Raw genomic sequence first — 18,919 nt, forward strand, 5'->3', positions numbered from 1 at the left:
CGGAATTGAAACAAACGCTTGCATTCATCCGTATGCAGTGTCAAGGCCTACACACGTTTACGAAGAACATGAAAGCTGAACATATTGGCTTTAAAGTAGTTAACAGAATACAGGATAGGCTGGTCCCAATCATCCAGATGCATCTGCTTTAGAACGAGTAGTGCGGCTTCTGGCGAGCATTTAAGGATAGGAGAAACCTTTTCATGATATCCTATAGGCTCAATCTCTGCTACGGCATGCGTAATTTTTCGATGCGCATCTCTTTCCAAAATATCAAATAGAGACTCATCATTACGGTCAAAATTTTCTGATAGTATAGATTCAGGAATTTTGTCAATACAGTAGATAACAGGCTCCCCATTCGCTGTCCTTACTCGTTCGATGATGACGATGCGTTCATCTGTTGAACAAGAAAACCTGCGTATATCCTCTTCTGTAGGTTCTTGGGCCGTCGAGCTTAAGAAAATCGTACCCGGCTTCATTCCTGCCTCTTCAATCATGTTCGTGACACTTTTTAATTGCTCGATACCTGAAGTGAACCGAGGTTTCGGATTGACGAAAGTCCCAACTCCATGACGGCGAATGATGATGTTTTCTTCTTCTAATATTCGCAGCGCTTCTCGAAGTGTCGCCCTACTCACTCCTAATTTTTTGGCAAGATCGAATTCTGAAGGGAATTTTTCATTTTCCTGATAGACTCCTGCTTCAATATCCTGCTTCAGGTAATCAATGACCTGCAAATATAAATGTCGACTATCTGATTTTATTGACATACAGTTTCCCCCAGCTAATTTCTTAAGACATCAGACCTCTGATGTTGAATCATTCCTACTAATCGAAAATAATATAACATTTTTTTTGATATAAATAAATAGTGTTTTACTATTTACTTTTAAAAAATTTAGGAAAAAATACCCTCGCCTGTGTCTTTCAATCTAGAGAAGGCCGCGAATTTTGTGCGATTATTCTCCTAAATCAGATAAATATTTTTTGCAAATGCAAAATGAATGCAGCTATGTTCAAGAAGATGTTTTCCTGTATAATAGGATTTATCTTCTTTGAAGGGATGTACACAAGATGTTAAAGATTACAGAATACACGATCGAAAAATTGAATGATCCATTTGGTATTTTGTCCGGTGAACGTTACGAGTTGTTCTTGGATATTGAAGTGCCTGAAGATGATGAGCTCTTTTCAGAAAGTGGTTTATATATCCGGGTGCTTTTTGCTGTGGAGGAACAAATGGGCAAATTGATTAAATATGATATTTTTGAAAAAGGGAACGAAGGCGCACTCGAATTCGATTTAGAAGAAGATGAAGAGGCGATGATTACCGACTTCTTCCATAAACATTTAGACGAGGCGATGAATAATTAAAAAAACCGGGCTGCAGCCCGGTTTTTTTAAAACTATGATGAATGCGCTTCATCCTGTTCATCTTTAGTTACCAATACATTTCGTGGTTTACTGCCTTCATATGGACCGACAATCCCCCTCGCTTCCATTTCATCAATCAATCTTGCTGCCCGGGTATAACCAATCCGGAAACGGCGCTGCAGCATGGAAACAGATGCAGTCTGCATTTCTACGATCAAGGACACCGCATCCCCGTATAAACTATCTTCGACTTCACCATTTGAAGTTTCTGCTATTTCATCCGGTATCATTTCTTCGTTATATTGTGCTTTTTGCTGTGAAATGACATATGTGACAACTTCCTCGACTTCATTGTCGGATAAAAAGGCCCCTTGGACGCGAACCGGTTTTGAAGCTCCTGCAGGCAGGAAGAGCATGTCACCCCGGCCTAACAGTTTTTCGGCTCCGCCCATGTCGAGTATCGTTCTCGAATCGGTCATTGACGAGACACTAAAAGCAATCCGAGATGGGATGTTCGCTTTAATGACCCCTGTAATTACATCTACGGATGGCCGCTGAGTGGCAATTATCAAATGGATGCCTGCGGCACGTGCCATTTGCGCAAGTCGTGTGATGGCATCCTCTACATCATTTGAGGCGACCATCATCAAATCTGCCAGCTCATCGACAATGACTACGATATAAGGCAATAGTGGTTGTTTTGCATCTTCTTCTATGTTATACCGATTAATATAATCGTTGTAGCCTTCAATATTACGTGTACCGGAATGGGAAAATAGCTCATAGCGCCTTTCCATTTCACTGACCACTTTTTGTAAAGCCTGTGCAGCTTTCTTTGGATTTGTCACTACAGGTGCGAGTAAGTGGGGAATTCCATTATAGACATTCAACTCCACCATTTTTGGATCAATCATCATCATTTTCACTTCATGTGGTTTTGCCCGCATCAGAATACTCGTGATAATCCCGTTGATACAAACGGATTTCCCGCTGCCAGTAGCACCAGCCACTAGTAAATGCGGCATTTTATTGAGCTCCGCTTTAACCGCTTCACCAGAAATATTCCGCCCTAAGCCTATTTGCAGCTTTGCGTCAGGCTTATCAACTTCCTTTGCCTCTAAAACTTCCCTTAATGACACCATTGCCACTTCGGAGTTAGGCACTTCTATTCCAATAGCCGATTTTCCGGGAATCGGAGCTTCGATCCTAATATCCTTTGCGGCCAGTGCAAGGGCCAAGTCATCGGATAGGCTGACAATTTTACTTACCTTCACCCCTACATCCGGATGAACTTCATATTTGGTTACGGCTGGGCCTAAATGAACTTGCGTGACCCTCGCTTTCACTCCAAAGCTATGAAAGGTGCGCTCAAGTTTTGCCGCATTTTCATGGATCAATTGGTATTCTCCGCTTTGGTCCGTTTTTTTGGGCTGCAATAATAACGAAAGAGGCGGTAAAAGATATTCTTTATTCTCCACTTCCGTAAAATTCATAGGTGGAACGGCATCATCCTGGTCCTCTGTACTTTCAGCTACAGATTCCGTAACTACCGGAATTATTTCATTTTCGTCGCTATAGGCTTTATCAGCAAAGCTGGAAATGATCCGTTCCGTCGCCATTTGCTGTGTTTCCTCTTCTTGATGAAGGGGCTGATCCATTTCTTCATCCGGATCTTTTTCCCGTTTCTTCTTTTTCACGGGATTCTTTTTCTTTTCTTTTTTGTCTTCATTCCACGTTTTCATATCATCTCTGAATGCAGACCATTGCTTTTTGAAAAAGCCACCAAGCCCGATGAAAAACTTCCCGAGGGTTTCACCTAAAGTTTTCCCGGTCAATAGGACGGCACCAACAATGATAAAAAGTAATGAAACGATTTTCGATCCAGCTTCGTCGAATAAAAAGTATGAGGCTGCAAATAATATCGCTCCAATCATACCTCCCCCAAGGTCCTTTGTGCTGGCCTTGCCGGTCACTTCCATCCAGAATAGTTCCCATGTATTCGAAATGACGCTGGGCTTTGTAAACGGTCCTCCATCTGCAAGCATGTTAAACAGCGTAACATGACTTAGTAGGAGCATGCTCGCGACAAGGAAGTACATCCCGACGAATTGCCGTTTTAACAGGTAAGGGACCTCTCTCTTTATCATCAAATAGAACCCAGCTGCAATTGCCCCCAATAAAAAGAGGATATACCATTCCCCCATGAAGAAGCGGATTAAAAAGACCGTCCCATTTCCCACTGCACCAAGCTTGGCAATGGCGATAATGGCCAGACCTATTAAAGTGAGGCCGATCAATTCGAATTTAAGCGTTATTTTTAACTTCTCTGTACTATTCTTTTTTCTGCGTTTCTTCTTTGCCATAATATCACCTGATTCTTCATGAAACTATTCTAACTTTCCTATTCAACATCACTACATGATTTCCCTTCACGAAACAAACGTTCGCTCACTGATTATACCAAATAAATATGTCCCTGTCCTTGATATATATACCATTTATTCTTAAGGCGGACAATTTCCCCATATAATGAATAAAGCAGCCAAGCGGCTGCTGATTTTCATTCCAGTATATCATAATTTACCTCAGTTAGTCGTTTTCACTAAGGATTCATCTGTTCGAACACATTTATGACAGCGCCCGGCTGAATGTGTACATTCATATAATCTTCAGGATCCGTGCTTACAATTCGATCAATACGAAAAGTGCGGCCACCGTCATGTTCAACCATCACATGTACACCATTATAGATCATTTCTATTAGATTTGCCGTCTTCTCATGGTGATGAGGGAAAATTATTTCTTCAGGAACGATCGTATAAAGCGTCATTGCAGAAGCCCCTCCTCTTCCCCAGCAATTTTGGGCCTTCTTTCTTCCATGAAGCTATTTAGTTTTCTCATGGCCTGGCCTACTCCTCCTACATCATCGATCATACCGATTTCAACCGCTTCGGCCCCGATTACATTTGTGCCGATATCACGGGTTAAATTACCTTTAGCAAACATTAAATCCTTAAAACTTTCTTCTGTAACGTTAGAGTGCCTCGTAACAAATTTAATGACTCTTTCCTGCATTTTATCCAAGTATTCAAAGGTTTGTGGCACGCCAATGACTAGTCCTGTCAAACGAATGGGATGGATCGTCATCGTTGCTGTTTCCGCTATAAAGCTATGGTCACACGAGACCGCAATCGGCACACCGATCGAATGCCCCCCGCCAAGTACAATCGAGACGGATGGCTTTGAAAGGGAAGCCAGCATTTCCGCGATGGCTAGTCCCGCTTCGACATCTCCTCCCACTGTATTTAAAATGACAAGCAGCCCCTCTATATTGGGATTTTGTTCAATTGCCACAATTTGCGGAATAACATGTTCATATTTGGTCGTTTTATTTTGAGGCGGCAGCTGCATATGTCCTTCAATTTGTCCAATGATCGTCAAACAATGGATTTTTGAGTCCTGAGATAGTTGTGGAACATTAGTAGCCCCCAGCTGCTGGATCTTTTCGATTAAAGTTGAATTCTTACCTTCCTGCTTGCCTTCATTTTCATTTGGTAATGGTGCATTATCCACTATGCCAACCCCTTTCTCTTATGCCTATAGCTTTATTATGTCTCGAGTCTCGGACTTCATTCTTCAAGATAAAAAGAGGTTGGACACAGATAAAAGAACCCCTGACTGTTCAAATCAGGGGTCCCTTACTTAATATTCCATGATGATCGGTAAAATCATTGGGCGGCGTTTCGTTTTTTCATAGAAGAATTGGTTTAACGCATCACGCATTTCCTGCTTCAGCGTGGACCAATCAAAAGGTTGGCGCGACCCATTTTTCTTTACGATTTCACTTACTATTTCTGTTGCTTCCCCAATCATTTTTTCAGATTCGCGAACATATACGAAGCCCCTTGAAATGATTTCAGGTCCTGCTGCAATGCTTTTATCCTGACGGTTCAACGTGACTACTACAATCAAAATGCCATCCTGGGATAACAAGCGACGATCACGAAGAACGATATTACCCACATCTCCGACACCGCTGCCATCTATCAAGATATTTCCTGCAGAGACTTTGCCGGAAAGACCCATTTTATTGCCCTTTAGTTCAATGACATCACCTTTTTCGGCAATTATGATGTTTTCTCGTTTAATCCCCGCGGCTATCCCCACTTTTTGATGGGCATATAAATGGCGGTATTCCCCATGTACAGGGATGAAGAATTTAGGATTCATCAAATTGATCATCATTTTAAGTTCTTCCTGGCTGCCATGGCCTGTTACGTGCACTTTATATTTATTTGCAGATACCACTTCCGCACCTACCCTGTATAGCAAATCGACGGTTTTTGATAAAATAAGTTCGCCGCCTTGTAGAGGTGATGCACTGATCAAAACTGTGTCTCCCTTTTTGATCGTTACCTGCTTGTGTGTCTGTTTTGCCATTTTTTGAAGTGCGGCAATGGGCTCCCCCTGATGACCTGTCGATAACACGACGATTTCACGGTCGTCATACTTGCTAATTTCATTAATTGGGATTATCAGCTCTTCTTCGACCTTTAAGTAGCCAAGGTTCAAAGCTGTTTCGTAAACGCGTTGCAGGCTTTTTCCTACAACGGCCACTTTTCTGCGACTTGCTGCCGCTGCATTGAAAACATGTTGAATCCGGTTGATGTTCGAAGCGAAGCACGCAACGATGATCCTTCCGGAGGCAGCATGAAAAGCATCTGTAATATCTTTGGCCACAACTGCTTCTGATGTCGTATAACCTGGCCTCTCGGCACCGGTACTATCCGAAAGCAAGCAGAGGACACCTTCTTCACCGATACTAGCCATTTTACCGATTTCCGGTTTATATAGATCTGTTGCCGCTTGGTCGAATTTGAAATCCCCCGTATAAACGATTGCACCTTCACGAGTGTGGATCACGACTCCGACGGAATCGGGAATACTATGGTTAGTCCGGAAAAAAGACACGGCTGCTTGAGGAAAACTTAAAAGAGAATCCGAATCGATTTCAGTGAATGTTGCCCTGCCGTTAAAGCCATCTTCCTTTAATTTCGTTTTGATTAAGGCAAGCGTAAGCTTTGTTCCATAAATAGGGACCGGCAAATATTTCAAGACATAGGCAAGCGCTCCCATATGGTCTTCATGACCATGAGTAATGAATATCCCCTGCACCCGTTCCTTATTATCCATCAAATAAGAAATATCAGGGATAACCGCATCGATTCCGAGCATTTCATCTTCTGGCAGCATTAACCCTGCATCAAGAAGATAGATGTCCTCATTCACCTCGACGACGTACATATTTTTACCAAGTTCCCCTTGTCCTCCAAGAGAAATCACTTTTATTCCATTATTTTTATCTTTACCCAATCGAATATCCTCCTTAAAAAATCCCGTTCATAATTTCCCAATGGTTTCATTATAACCGATGTTCAAAAAACATGACAACACTTACCATTTTCAGAGGGATTTTTTCATTTAATTCAAAAAACAACCTATTATGTAAAAGATCCTTTGTACTTTTATCCAGTTTCGATTCATCATCAAAAATAATTTCAAATATTCTCATGAAATCGGAAAGGCTACCCCATTCATATACATCATTATGTAAAAACAAGCCAATCTTCACCGATCAGCTTGTTCCGTGTCTTTTTATTTTTTTAATACCTTGGTTAATGCAAGGCGTTCTTGCTCCGTCAATGGCACGATCGGGAGTCTCACCGATCCAACGTCAATTCCAAATAACTGAAGCGCTGTTTTGACAGGTGCAGGGCTTGGCGCCGCAAATAAACCTTTGATAATCGGTAACAGTTCCTGATGCAGGCGGGCTGCCTCTTTCAAATTTCCACTGATGAAGGCCTCCACTATTTTCTGCAACTCATTACCGGCAATATGTGAAGCAACCGAAACTACACCCACACCACCAATCGCCAATACTGGGAGTGTTAAAGCGTCGTCCCCACTATATAATGCAAAATCTTCGTCCGTGCCGGCTATGATTTGGGTCATAGCGTTTAAATCCCCGCTCGCTTCCTTAACGGCTACGATATTAGGAATTTTTGAAAGGCGGATGATCGTTTCCGGTTCAACGTTAACCGAAGCTCTCCCAGGGATATTATATACCATAACAGGGAGAGTCGTACTAGCTGCAATAGCCTTAAAATGCTGGTACAGACCTTCTTGATTCGTTTTACTATAATACGGAGCCACGAGCATTATCGCATCGGCACCATTTTGTTCCGCTTTTTTTGTCAACTCGATGGAAGCATACGTATTGTAGCTTCCTGTACCCATGATGATGGGTACACGTTTTTCAACAACCTTAGAAACATGACGCAATAACGCGATTTTCTCCTCCGAAGATAAAGTCGGGGATTCACCTGTCGTTCCCGAAAGCACAAGAGAATCCGTTCCATTCGTTAATAAGTAATTAACCAATGAAGTCGTCTTTTGAAAATCAACATTTCCCTTGCTGTCGAAAGGGGTGACCATTGCGGTTGATACTCTACCAAATATCATTATTTAACACCTCTTTAATTTTTAAAACCTTTATTTATTTAACCCTATGATTAATGTACTTCACTTTCATGCAATTGAAATGCATAGTGCAGGGAATTAACAGCTTCTATTAAATCTTCTTCTTTTACAAGTACCCAAATTGTCGTATGACTGTCCGCTGACTGGAGAATGGCAATTTCCTTTTCGGACAGCGCTGTGACAATCTTCGCTGCAACGCCCGGCACTCCGTTGATGCCTGCACCAACTACTGAAACCTTGGCACAATTCCGCTCAATGACCGGTTCATGACCAAGCTCGGCCAAAATCGAGAGGGCGAGTTCTGTCATCTCTTCCGAAACGGTATAAACTACGCCACTTGGATATATATTTATAAAGTCCACTGAAATGGAGGCATTGGCCATTGCTTTGAAAACTTCTGCCTGTAGATTATATTGATCTTTTTTCGCACGGACCTTGATTTGAGTAATCTTTGGAACATGGGCAATCCCGGTTACGAGCCTTTCACGTATATCACTGCCCTGGCTTCCCTTGGTCATGCTTGTAACAAGTGTCCCCAAACCTTCGCTGTATGTTGACCTTATCCGAATCGGGACTTTTGCCTGCATCGCAATTTCAACCGCTCTAGGGTGAATGACCTTCGCCCCTTGATAAGCCATGTTACAAACTTCCGTATATGAAACGATTGATAATGGACGAGCTTGATCGGCAATACGTGGATCTGCCGTCATGATTCCTTCCACATCCGTAAAGATATCGACCCGTTCAGCTTGCAATGCGGCACCTAATGCAGCTGCTGAAGTGTCACTTCCACCACGGCCGATGGTGGTGATGTCCCCGTTTTTAGCAGCTCCCTGGAAACCTGCTACAACAACTACATCCTTCACTTCAAGTTCTTTCATGAGACGATCGCATTTCATTTCGATTATTTTCGCACTTGAATAGTCGGTATTCGTCAAGAATCCCGCCTGAGCTCCCGTATAAGCGACCGCATCAATGCCATTTTCCAAGAGCATGTTCGTAAATACGACAGATGAAATCGTTTCTCCTACTGACATAAGTAAATCCTGTTCTCGTTTTGAAAGGCTGGCTTTCGCTCCATTTACTAGGGAAAGTAAGGTATCCGTTGCATAAGGATCGCCTTTTCTTCCCATTGCTGAAACCACAACCACCACTTTATAGCCTTCTTTAATCGCATTTTCAATATGTCCCTTGGCAAATGAACGGCTTGCCTCATCTCGTACGGATGTCCCTCCGTATTTCTGGACGATAATTTTCATAATATGCACCCCAAATATAAGCCAGCTTCCCGATCCGGGAAGCTGACAAAAACTCTCTATCCTATTGGAAATTAATTTTCTGTCGAGTTCATTAGAATAAATTATTACTTAACGGTGACCAAACCTAATTTCAAAAGGCTTTCAGCAATTTGAACGGAATTCCAAGCTGCTCCTTTTAATAAATTATCGGAAACCACCCATAAGTGGAAGCCTTTATCTTCATCCAAATCTTTGCGAATTCGACCGACGAATACATCATTCTTGCCTACGGATGAAGCAGGAGTTGGGTAAACCTGTTGTTCCGGTTCGTCTTCTAACACAATTCCAGGTGCCGTTCTCATTAAATCTTTGATTTGAGAAGCAGCTATGCCTTCTTTTTCAACTTCAATGTAGACAGATTCAGAATGACCTGTTACAACTGGAAGCCTTACGCAAGTCGCAGCAACTGGAAGGTCTTGCATATGCATGATTTTCTTTGTTTCATTAATCATTTTCATCTCTTCGAATGTGTACCCGTTATCTTGGAATTTATCGATTTGGGGAATGACGTTAAATGCGATTTGATAATGCTTTTCATCCCCTTTTACCGGTAAAATCTTCGGTTCTATTTCTTTTTCATCAAGCAAGTCGCGAGCTTGTTCCTTTAATTCATTTATCGCTGCAGCACCTGCACCAGAAACAGCCTGGTAGGTAGAAACAACGATTTTTGATAAGCCATAGGTCTGGCGGATAGGCTCTAATGCCACAACCATTTGGATAGTTGAACAATTCGGGTTTGCAATGATCCCATTATGCTGTTTCAAGTCTTCTTCATTTACTTCAGGAACGACTAGCGGCACATTTTCATCCATGCGGAAAGCGCTCGTATTATCCACTACTATCGCACCGCGTTTCACTGCTTCTGGAGCCAATTCCTTAGACACGCTTCCTCCAGCACTGAATAAAGCGATATCTATGCCTTCAAAGCTTTCAGGTCTTGCTTCCTGCACTTCGATTTCTTCGCCCTTAAACGTAAGTTTGATTCCTGCGGAACGAGCCGATGATAAAAAGATGATTTTCTTAATCGGTAAGTCCCTTTGTTCGAGAGTTGAAATCATTTGTTGTCCTACTGCTCCAGTTGCTCCCACAACTGCAATACGCAATCCCTGTGTCTCAGTCATTTATACATACTCCTTTTCTATCTCTTAAATTAGTTATTTGTTGGATTTATTACTTCTTGTTCAGAATATCATTTATTTTATCACATTAACATTCCAAAGGGTCGCACTTTAACAAAATATTCTGGTAGTGGAGTGGTTTTTTATAACTTCAACCTACAAATTCATGCATATATGTCAGTCGTTAGAAAGCTAGATCTGTGCAGAAACTTGTTCAGGCTAAATCATCCTTGAACCTTTCGACGATGACAGGTTGAATCTGTTCCCTTTCAAGTGCCGATATGATCGTATCCCTTATCATGCTCATCCTTGCAACCATGGAGCTTGGTTTGCCTGTGGGATTATCCTGGCCATATGGAACAAAATAAATATCTTTTGCTGCCATCAGCCTCATTAGATTGACACCATTTAACCCAAGTGCATCATTTGTTGATATCGCGACCACGACTGGACGATGATTTCTCATCGTCGCTTTTGCAGCCATAAGTACAGGCGAATCGGTAAGAGCATTTGCCATCTTACTCATTGAGTTACCCGTTAAAGGAGCGATCACCATACAATCAAGTGGCAATTTAGGTCCTAATGGCTCTGCTTTGACGATTGTATCAACGACATGATTCCCCGTCAATTTTTCTATTCTTTCGACCCAGTCCTCACCCTTTCCAAAACGGGTTTCCGTGTTTTGTACGGTCGATGTTACGATGGGAATGACTTCTGCCCCTTCATTTACAAGTTTTTCTATTTCTGGAAACACTTCATCATATGTGCAATGTGATCCTGTTAATCCGAAACCAATCCGTTTCCCTTTGAGACTCATATTCTTTTCCCCTTCCTTTTCAAGAACTCGTCTTGAATCAATAGTCCCAGTGCATTCGCTAATATCTGACCTGCTGTTTTCGGGGCAACTATACCCGGCAGGCTCGGTGCCAACAGCGCCTTAATTCCCCTTTTTTCAGCGTAACGAAAATCCGTCCCCCCCGGTTTTGAAGCAAGGTCGATGATTAATGTATGAACGGGCATATTAGCTATAACTTTTGCGGTAATTATCGGAAAAGGAATCGTATTGATACATATATCGACATTTTTCATTTCTGCAGCAAGATCATTTAAATGAAATGGGGTTATTGCCATTTCACTGATCCTCGCAATATCTTCACTTTTTCTTGCCCCTACCTTTACTTTTGCTCCAAGTGCCTGGAATGACCGGGCTACACTCATACCGACCCTCCCCAGCCCGAGAACGGCTACATTCGATCCATGGATAGTAAAATCCGTATGTTGAATGGCCATCATGATCGCACCTTCAACAGTAGGAATCGAATTATAAATAGCCACATCATCACGTTCGAACAATAGAACGAGTTTGCGATCCACTTTCTTGAATATTTCATCGAGGTAATCGTTACTGATTCCTGCATAAAAAATGCAATGTGCCGGGGTATTTTTTATCATTTCTTCAGTCAAAACAACCTCTTCACTGGAAAAGATCGTTTCTACTTTCCCATCTGAATCCGTGCCCCGGACAGGTAAAATAACTGAATCTAATTCCATGAAATTTAAATCTTCCATTTTTTCCTTAACCGCGCCGGTAAAAGCATGGTCGAGCTGTTCAAAACCTACCAATAATAGCTTTGCATCAAGCTCCGTCAGTTTACGGACAACTTCAAGCTGACGCGCATCTCCACCAATTACAGCGATTTGCATGCCTGTGAGCATTAAAACCGTCACCTTCTTTATATTAAAGATCCTAAACATTCCTTGCCTCATGATCCAATTCCTTCAGGAAGCAATTCGGTTTTTGCTACATTCTCTAGTTACCCTGCCATATTATGTTTTCACTTAAAAAACGGTGATAAGAAATGAGAAAACGCCCTAGCTATTGCCAGCTAAGGCGTTTTCGAGAGTGCATTTCAAGTAGTTCCAATGAGTATGGCGCGAGTGTCATTAACCGTCCATATGCTCTCCGTCTTTAAGTGAAAGTCCTTCCTGAAAATCAATGATGACCATATCCGCACCGATTTTTTTAATATGTTCCCACGGCACTCTTATTTCACTGCCATTCCTTATAAAGCCGAACCATTTAACAGATGGGATGATCAACGAGGTAATTCGTCCATTTCCATCTATTTCCAAATCGGTCTGACCAAGGATTCCTAATCTTTCCGCCCTATTCACATCGACTATTTCCTTACCGCTCAATTCGCTCAACCTCAATTTTGGTTCCCCCTTTTTTCGCCTTCTATTCAATCTATATCCGAAAAAAGTAAACTTAGAAGGAATTTATCCAAATATTGTCCATTACACTGGACCCACCACATTCAAAGAAAAAAAGCCTGACCTCCCATTAATAAAAGGAAGGTGCAGACTTGTTCGTTATTATTTGTCCCAGTTTTCCAACGGGCTCACCAATGACAAGGAATGTTCCGTAAAGATCTGGTTTGCCAATTCATTGACGGTATCCTCTGTCACCGCGTCAATCTTGATGATGATATCATCAAGAGAACGGTGCTCACCTAACATCAGCTCATTTTTTCCGTTCCGGCTCATGCGGCTATTCGTGCTTTCAAGGCTGAGCATCAAGCTTCCTTTAAGTTGCTCTTTACTATTTCTTAATTCCTTTTCCGTAATGCCATCCCTTTTTAAAGTATCCAGTGTTTCCTGAATGGTTTCATACAGGCTGTCAAGCTGATTTGTGCCTGTCCCCCCATACACTGTCACCATACCGCTATCTTGATAGCTGGAATGATAGGAATAAACGGAATAGGCAAGACCGCGTTGCTCCCTAACGTCCTGGAATAGGCGGCTACTCATGCTTCCTCCAAGAATATTATTCAAGGTAATCAGGCTGTATGTTTTATCATTACCGATTTCCAACCCTTTGTAACCAAGGCATAAGTGGGCTTGTTCCGTATCTTTTTTACGGGTGATCCTATTTTCATGGAAGGAAGGTTTGACCAATTCAAGACGATCTTCCCCTCCTTGATACGAGCCAAAGTAGTCTTCGACTTCCTGAATCAATTTTTCATCCACATTCCCAGCAATGGACACTACTACCTTATCGGGTGTATACATGTCATGGACGTATTTTTTTAATGTATCACTATTGAACGTTTCAAGTGTATTTTCCGTCCCGAGTATAGGATAGCCAAGGGGGTGATTTTCATATACCGCCTTGCTTAAGAGGTCATGGACAATGTCATCTGGTGTGTCTTCATACATTTTGATTTCTTCGTAGACGACATTTTTTTCTTTTTTCAATTCTTCCCCATCAAATGTTGAATTGAAGAACATATCGGCAAGGATTTCAAGTGCATAGCTTGCATGGTTATCCATTACTTTAGCATAATAGCATGTATATTCTTTTGAAGTGAATGCATTCACCTGTCCCCCAATACTATCGAACGACTCGGCAATTTCACGCGCATTTCGCGTAGTTGTCCCTTTGAAGAACATATGCTCCAGGAAATGTGAAACCCCATTCAATTCTGGTGTTTCATTTCTTGAACCTGTTTTGATCCATACCCCTATTGCTGCTGATCGTACAGTTGGGATATTTTCCAATACAATTCTTACTCCATTTTGACACGTGTATTTCTTAATCAACTAACATTCCTCCCAATCATTCTATGCTGCTATCGTTACCAATACATTATGGATTCGATCGCTCTTCATCTACTGCTTCCGAAACGGTAACAACATCTAAGTCTTTCTTTTTTATTTCAATTATTAACGTTTCCAATGATTTTGCAGCTGATTCCGTCGGATGCATCAATATAAATGCTCCTGGGTGTACCTTAGAAAGCACTCTTTGCTGAAGGGCCTCAGGGCTTGGCTTTTGCCAGTCGATCGTATCCACACTCCACATGGCTGTCTCCATACCGAATGAATCTGCAATTTTCACCGTTTCGTCCCGGTAGCTTCCACTTGGAGGTGCGAACCATTTCATTTTCAAACCTGTCACCGCTTCAATGACTTCGTTCGTTTTTCGAATTTCCTCACGTGTAGCTTGGGCGGATATGTTTTTCATATCGGGATGTGAATAGGAATGATTTCCAATTTCATGCCCGCCACCCTTAATCATCTTGGCCAAATCAGGGTTTTTTTTGGTCCAATTACCTTCAAGGAAAAAAGTGGCCTTGACATTATTCTTTTTTAACACAGCCAACATATCTTGTAAGTATTCATTCCCCCAGGCCACATTGATTAAAAATGAAACCACTGGCTTTTCGGGATGGGCCCGGTAAATCGGAGCCGGATCCAGATCCTCCATATGTATCTTTGCAGGTACTTGCTGAAATACCAGTTTATCCTTATCGAATACGCCCTCCTTCTTCATGGCTTTATACGAATCATCAATATTTACCTTCAGGCCGTTATACGCAGGAACGGTTTTCCAAACAGAGTCTATTCGTGCATCCTGTGGTGCAATCTCATATTTTTTTGTTGAATCTTTTATTTGTAAAAGAAGCTCGTCTTCTTGCTTCATTGAAGCAACTGAATCATCGATTAATTGGGTCAAATAAATTTGTGTATATGGATTTTGCACTAATAACCATGATATACCTGCAATGGCACTTATCGCAACTATCTGCTTCCATTTATTATTCATTTTTTACGCCCCCTTCATACCAAAATGTATGAAGAAAACGGACAAGGTAGAACATGACATCCTTTTAATGCCATTCACACTATGGTTATTCCAATACTTAAAACAAAAAAAGCATGCAGATTCACAAGGAATCGCATGCCGGAATTTCATTTTTATTACGATTGAGAAGGATTAGCTGCCTCTTTTTGCTCTTTCAGGACCGCTTTACGAGAAAGGTTTACCCTTCCTTGCTTATCAATCTCAGTAACTTTGACCAATAATTCATCGCCAAGTGAAACGACATCTTCCACTTTTCCAACTCTTTCTTCAGCCAGTTCAGAAATATGTACCAAACCGTCTTTACCATTGAAGATTTCAACGAAGGCACCGAACTTTTCAATACGTTTAACTTTACCTAAGTATAGTTCGCCCACCACGACTTCACGTACGATATCCTCAATGATTTTCTTCGCTTTTTGAATCATTGGTTCGTCAGTGGAAGATATGAATACCGTTCCATCTTGTTCAATGTCAATTTTCACGCCAGTTTCTTCAATGATCTTGTTGATATGTTTTCCGCTCGGTCCAATGACATCACGGATCTTATCCGGATTTATGGACATTGTAACGATTTTTGGAGCATATTGGGATAACTGCTCACGCGGTTGATTGATTGTTGACATCATTGATTCCAAAATATGCATCCGGCCATGTTTGGCTTGAAGTAATGCTTCTTCAAGAATCTCTCTAGAAAGACCCTCAATCTTAATATCCATTTGCAGGGCAGTAACTCCTTTTGAAGTACCTGCGACTTTAAAGTCCATGTCTCCCAGATGATCTTCCATACCTTGAATATCCGTTAAGATCGTATAGTGCTCACCTGTTTTGACAAGACCCATAGCAATACCTGCAACTGGAGCTTTCAATGGAACACCGGCATCCATCATTGCCAAAGTGCTTGCACAGATACTTGCTTGTGATGTTGAACCGTTTGATTCAAGCACTTCAGAAACAAGCCTGATTGTATATGGGAAGTCCTTATCGTTAGGAATGACAGGCTCCAGTGCTCTTTCACCGAGTGCACCATGACCGATTTCACGACGTCCTGCTCCACGGATAGGGCCAGTTTCCCCAACACTGAAATGCGGGAAATTATAGTGGTGCATAAAACGTTTTGACTCTTCGGTTCCAAGTCCATCCAGAATCTGCACATCACCGAGTGCACCCAATGTACAGATGGATAGCGCTTGGGTTTGACCGCGCGTGAACAAACCGGAACCATGTGTACGGGGCAAAATGGTAACTTCTGATGATAATGGTCTGATTTCGTCAGGATTACGGCCATCCGGACGCACTTTTTCTTCAGTGATTAAACGGCGGACTTCGGATTTGACCAATTTATTCAGGATTTCTTTGATTTGCTTTAATTTTTCTTCATCCGTCTCTTCTTCATAATGAACCAACACACGATCTTTTACTTCTTTGATCGCGTCTTCACGAGCATGCTTTTCCTGAACTTGTACAGCTTTGTTCAAGTCTGCTCCACATAGGCCTTTCACTTCTGCTTCCAGTTCAGCATCCACTTGATATAAAGTGACCTGCATTTTTTGCTTGCCGATTTCAGCAACGATTTTCTCTTGGAAGGCAATGATCTTCTTGATTTCATCATGTCCAAACATGATTGCTTCAAGCATGGTTTCCTCTGGTACTTCATTGGCCCCTGCTTCAACCATGTTGATAGCATCTTTAGTGCCGGCAACCGTCAGATTGATGTCACTTTCAGCTAGTTGGTCAACAGTAGGGTTAATAATGAATTCATTATTGATTCTCCCCACTACAACACCAGCAATTGGACCTTCGAAAGGTATATCGGAAACTGAAAGTGCAAGGGAAGAGCCTAGCATAGCTGCCATTTCCGTAGAACAATCTTGATCGACACTCATGACCATGCTGATGATCTGAACATCGTTCCTGAAGCCATCGGCGAAAAGCGGACGGATTGGACGATCAATTAAACGGCTTGCAAGAATGGCCCTTTCACTTGGCCGGCCTTCACGTTTGATGAAGCCTCCCGGAATTTTACCGACTGCGTAAAGTCTTTCTTCGTAGTTCACTGTCAAAGGGAAGAAGTCGACATTTCTAGGTTCCTTCGAAGCTGTTGCTGTACTTAATACGGCAGTTTCTCCATAACGGACTAAAACTGCTCCGTTTGCTTGTTTGGCCAATTGCCCTATCTCTACCGTTACATTACGGCCGGCCCAGTCAAATGAATACGTATGTTTTTCCTGTCCCATTTATTAAACCCCTCTCTGAATCTTCACTTAGAGGCTTAGTTTACCTAAACCTGTATTGGATTAAATCATTTATATGTGAAAGTAACTGAACTCGAGTTAAAACCAAACTATTCCTATTATGCACGAAAAAAACAAGCATTAACAGTAAAATGAATAAAAATTTCATTCATTTGATTATGTATATCCTGATCATTTATAAACGGAAAAGGACCCGGCTCCTGCCGAGTCCCAAGGACGAAGGCTCAGCCTTATGTAGAATACGTCCAAATCATTTGATTAACATCAAAAAAGCGGGAAATTTCCCGCCTTCCTGAAAAAATTATCTACGTAGACCTAATTTGTTAATTAGTGTACGGTAACGAGTAACGTCTTTGTTACGTAGGTAAGTCAAAAGATTACGACGTTTACCTACCATTTTAAGAAGACCGCGACGTGAATGGTGGTCTTTTTTGTGTGTACGTAAGTGACCGTTCAAGTTGTTGATTTCTTCTGTTAATACTGCGATTTGAACTTCTGGAGACCCAGTGTCAGTATCGTGAGTTCTGAACTCAGCGATAAGTTCGTTTTTGCGTACTTGTGTAATTGCCATGTTATTATTCCTCCTAAAATTCTGTAAAATCACCTATTACCGAGCCAGCGTCGGAGTCTCGACTAGCCAAGCAATGGTTATTTTCATACATACAATAGAATACATGTTTTTTATTAAAATTGCAAGTCTTGTCTTTTATGCTTCAAGCTTTTCAAAATAGGCGATTGCATGTTGCTTATCCGTTTCAATCTGGGCGACCAATGCTTCAAGACCGGAAAATTTCTGCTCACTCCTCAGTCTTGTATGCCACTCTACCGAAACCTGGCTGCCATATATATCTCCCGAGAACTCCAAGGCATGAACCTCTACAGTGGGATATTTAGGTTTTTCTTCGTGGAACGTAGGTTTGTAACCGACATTGCAAACTCCATTATACCATTTACCTCTTATTTTGATCCTGACGGCATATACGCCTGCAGCAGGAAAGATATAATCGTCACTTACTTCAATATTAGCAGTGGGGAATCCCAACTTCCTGCCCCGTTTTTCACCGTGAATGACATGACCTTTCGTTAAAAAACGTCTGCCGGCCAAATGATAAAAGTCGGAAAAGTTACCATTACCGAGAGTTTCCCTGATTCTGGTCGAGCTAACCTTTTCATCTTCAAGTGTCTGTTTTGCAACGACTGTCTGCGAAAACCTGCCCTTTGCGTAAATAGGCAAATCTTCCATCGATCCTTGACCATAGCGACCGTATGAATAATCAAAGCCTGCAACTACGTGGCGGACATTCAGCCCGGCAATGTACTCGTCAACGAATTGTTCCGGCAGCACAGAAGCGAATTCCTTGCTGAAATTGACAATGAATAAATAATCTATCTCCATCGCCCCTATGATATCCACCTTATCTTCAAGTGGAGTGATATAGCGGATATTTTCCGTTTTCCTACCCAGTACTGCAGATGGATGCGGATCAAATGTCATGACTGCTGACTTAAGATTCATTTCACCGGCTTTTTGCTTGGCTGTTTGGATAACAATCTGATGACCTTTATGTATTCCATCAAAAAATCCAAGCGCCATTACAAGCTCGGGAAAATCCTCCGAATTAAATTGATGAGGATGCTCTATTGCGATCACTTTCACCTTTCAATCTCCTCTTTCCGGCGGTAAAA

The 18,919-nt window shown here is 41.8% G+C and carries 17 protein-coding genes; 1 reads left to right on the plus strand and 16 read right to left on the minus strand.

From position 1 onward, the window contains the following. Positions 1-47 precede the first annotated feature (47 nt). A complete protein-coding gene (locus tag IOC57_RS03480; protein WP_207437432.1) occupies positions 48-773 on the minus strand; it encodes a GntR family transcriptional regulator in 726 nt (241 codons plus the stop codon). A 304-nt stretch (positions 774-1,077) separates the two neighbouring features. On the opposite strand from IOC57_RS03480, the gene IOC57_RS03485 reads away from it, so the two are divergent. Further along, positions 1,078-1,377 carry a DUF6509 family protein gene (locus IOC57_RS03485; protein WP_207437433.1) on the plus strand — a complete coding sequence of 100 codons (300 nt, stop codon included), beginning with the start codon at positions 1,078-1,080 and terminating at the stop codon, positions 1,375-1,377. A 32-nt stretch (positions 1,378-1,409) separates the two neighbouring features. On the opposite strand, the gene IOC57_RS03490 is transcribed toward IOC57_RS03485, so the two are convergent. From IOC57_RS03490 to ribF, 15 genes are all read right to left on the minus strand, one after another. Next, complete coding sequence (locus IOC57_RS03490) at positions 1,410-3,740, minus strand: DNA translocase FtsK (protein ID WP_207437434.1); 2,331 nt, start codon at positions 3,738-3,740, stop codon at positions 1,410-1,412. A 239-nt stretch (positions 3,741-3,979) separates the two neighbouring features. Then, complete coding sequence (locus IOC57_RS03495) at positions 3,980-4,207, minus strand: YlzJ-like family protein (RefSeq protein WP_063231821.1); 228 nt, start codon at positions 4,205-4,207, stop codon at positions 3,980-3,982. Further along, positions 4,204-4,887: a ClpP family protease gene (locus IOC57_RS03500; RefSeq protein ID WP_396020763.1), complete on the minus strand. Its 684-nt coding sequence runs from the start codon at positions 4,885-4,887 to the stop codon at positions 4,204-4,206. Before IOC57_RS03500 ends, IOC57_RS03495 begins: the two co-directional genes overlap by 4 nt. 192 nt (positions 4,888-5,079) lie before the next feature. Further along, entirely contained in the window at positions 5,080-6,750 is a 1,671-nt protein-coding gene (locus IOC57_RS03505; protein ID WP_207437435.1) for a ribonuclease J, read from the minus strand. Between the two features lie 282 nt (positions 6,751-7,032). Beyond that, a complete protein-coding gene (dapA, locus tag IOC57_RS03510) occupies positions 7,033-7,899 on the minus strand; it encodes a 4-hydroxy-tetrahydrodipicolinate synthase (RefSeq protein ID WP_286184497.1) in 867 nt (288 codons plus the stop codon). Positions 7,900-7,949: 50 nt separating this feature from the next. Further along, a complete protein-coding gene (gene dapG, locus IOC57_RS03515) occupies positions 7,950-9,176 on the minus strand; it encodes an aspartate kinase (RefSeq protein WP_207437436.1) in 1,227 nt (408 codons plus the stop codon). A gap of 104 nt (positions 9,177-9,280) precedes the next feature. Further along, complete coding sequence (asd, locus tag IOC57_RS03520; protein WP_207437437.1) at positions 9,281-10,336, minus strand: aspartate-semialdehyde dehydrogenase; 1,056 nt, start codon at positions 10,334-10,336, stop codon at positions 9,281-9,283. Between the two features lie 211 nt (positions 10,337-10,547). Beyond that, the gene (locus tag IOC57_RS03525) at positions 10,548-11,150 is read right to left on the minus strand and encodes a dipicolinate synthase subunit B (protein WP_034313581.1); all 603 of its coding nucleotides are present in this window, start codon (positions 11,148-11,150) and stop codon (positions 10,548-10,550) included. After that, a complete protein-coding gene (gene dpaA, locus IOC57_RS03530) occupies positions 11,147-12,049 on the minus strand; it encodes a dipicolinic acid synthetase subunit A (protein WP_207437587.1) in 903 nt (300 codons plus the stop codon). The genes IOC57_RS03525 and dpaA overlap by 4 nt, the downstream gene beginning before the upstream one ends. A 228-nt stretch (positions 12,050-12,277) precedes the next feature. Further along, on the minus strand, positions 12,278-12,547 hold the full coding sequence (locus IOC57_RS03535; protein WP_207437438.1) for a YlmC/YmxH family sporulation protein: 270 nt from the start codon (positions 12,545-12,547) through the stop codon (positions 12,278-12,280). 162 nt (positions 12,548-12,709) lie between these two features. After that, positions 12,710-13,936 carry a M16 family metallopeptidase gene (locus tag IOC57_RS03540; RefSeq protein ID WP_207437439.1) on the minus strand — a complete coding sequence of 409 codons (1,227 nt, stop codon included), beginning with the start codon at positions 13,934-13,936 and terminating at the stop codon, positions 12,710-12,712. A 46-nt stretch (positions 13,937-13,982) separates the two neighbouring features. Further along, positions 13,983-14,942: a polysaccharide deacetylase family protein gene (locus tag IOC57_RS03545; protein WP_207437440.1), complete on the minus strand. Its 960-nt coding sequence runs from the start codon at positions 14,940-14,942 to the stop codon at positions 13,983-13,985. A 155-nt stretch (positions 14,943-15,097) separates the two neighbouring features. Beyond that, the gene (gene pnp, locus IOC57_RS03550; RefSeq protein WP_207437441.1) at positions 15,098-17,215 is read right to left on the minus strand and encodes a polyribonucleotide nucleotidyltransferase; all 2,118 of its coding nucleotides are present in this window, start codon (positions 17,213-17,215) and stop codon (positions 15,098-15,100) included. A 319-nt stretch (positions 17,216-17,534) separates the two neighbouring features. After that, the gene (gene rpsO, locus IOC57_RS03555) at positions 17,535-17,804 is read right to left on the minus strand and encodes a 30S ribosomal protein S15 (protein WP_053345367.1); all 270 of its coding nucleotides are present in this window, start codon (positions 17,802-17,804) and stop codon (positions 17,535-17,537) included. A gap of 135 nt (positions 17,805-17,939) precedes the next feature. Beyond that, positions 17,940-18,890, minus strand: a complete 951-nt coding sequence (gene ribF, locus IOC57_RS03560; RefSeq protein WP_207437442.1) for a bifunctional riboflavin kinase/FAD synthetase — start codon at positions 18,888-18,890, stop codon at positions 17,940-17,942. Positions 18,891-18,919 lie beyond the last annotated feature (29 nt).

It is taken from the genome of Bacillus sp. SD075 (assembly GCF_017355165.1).
GTDB lineage: Bacteria > Bacillota > Bacilli > Bacillales > DSM-1321 > Peribacillus.

What these genes read in the sequence shown, in the direction of transcription:
- IOC57_RS03480 (WP_207437432.1), bottom strand. Translation starts at nt 773, where the DNA reads ATGTCAATAAAATCAGATAGTCGACATTTATATTTGCAGGTCATTGAT.
- IOC57_RS03495 (WP_063231821.1), bottom strand. Translation starts at nt 4,207, where the DNA reads ATGACGCTTTATACGATCGTTCCTGAAGAAATAATTTTCCCTCATCAC.
- IOC57_RS03525 (WP_034313581.1), bottom strand. Translation starts at nt 11,150, where the DNA reads ATGAGTCTCAAAGGGAAACGGATTGGTTTCGGATTAACAGGATCACAT.
- dpaA (WP_207437587.1), bottom strand. Translation starts at nt 12,049, where the DNA reads ATGCTCACAGGCATGCAAATCGCTGTAATTGGTGGAGATGCGCGTCAG.
- IOC57_RS03545 (WP_207437440.1), bottom strand. Translation starts at nt 14,942, where the DNA reads ATGAATAATAAATGGAAGCAGATAGTTGCGATAAGTGCCATTGCAGGT.
- pnp (WP_207437441.1), bottom strand. Translation starts at nt 17,215, where the DNA reads ATGGGACAGGAAAAACATACGTATTCATTTGACTGGGCCGGCCGTAAT.
- dapG (WP_207437436.1), bottom strand. Translation starts at nt 9,176, where the DNA reads ATGAAAATTATCGTCCAGAAATACGGAGGGACATCCGTACGAGATGAG.
- IOC57_RS03490 (WP_207437434.1), bottom strand. Translation starts at nt 3,740, where the DNA reads ATGGCAAAGAAGAAACGCAGAAAAAAGAATAGTACAGAGAAGTTAAAA.
- dapA (WP_286184497.1), bottom strand. Translation starts at nt 7,899, where the DNA reads ATGATATTTGGTAGAGTATCAACCGCAATGGTCACCCCTTTCGACAGC.
- IOC57_RS03485 (WP_207437433.1), top strand. Translation starts at nt 1,078, where the DNA reads ATGTTAAAGATTACAGAATACACGATCGAAAAATTGAATGATCCATTT.
- asd (WP_207437437.1), bottom strand. Translation starts at nt 10,336, where the DNA reads ATGACTGAGACACAGGGATTGCGTATTGCAGTTGTGGGAGCAACTGGA.
- rpsO (WP_053345367.1), bottom strand. Translation starts at nt 17,804, where the DNA reads ATGGCAATTACACAAGTACGCAAAAACGAACTTATCGCTGAGTTCAGA.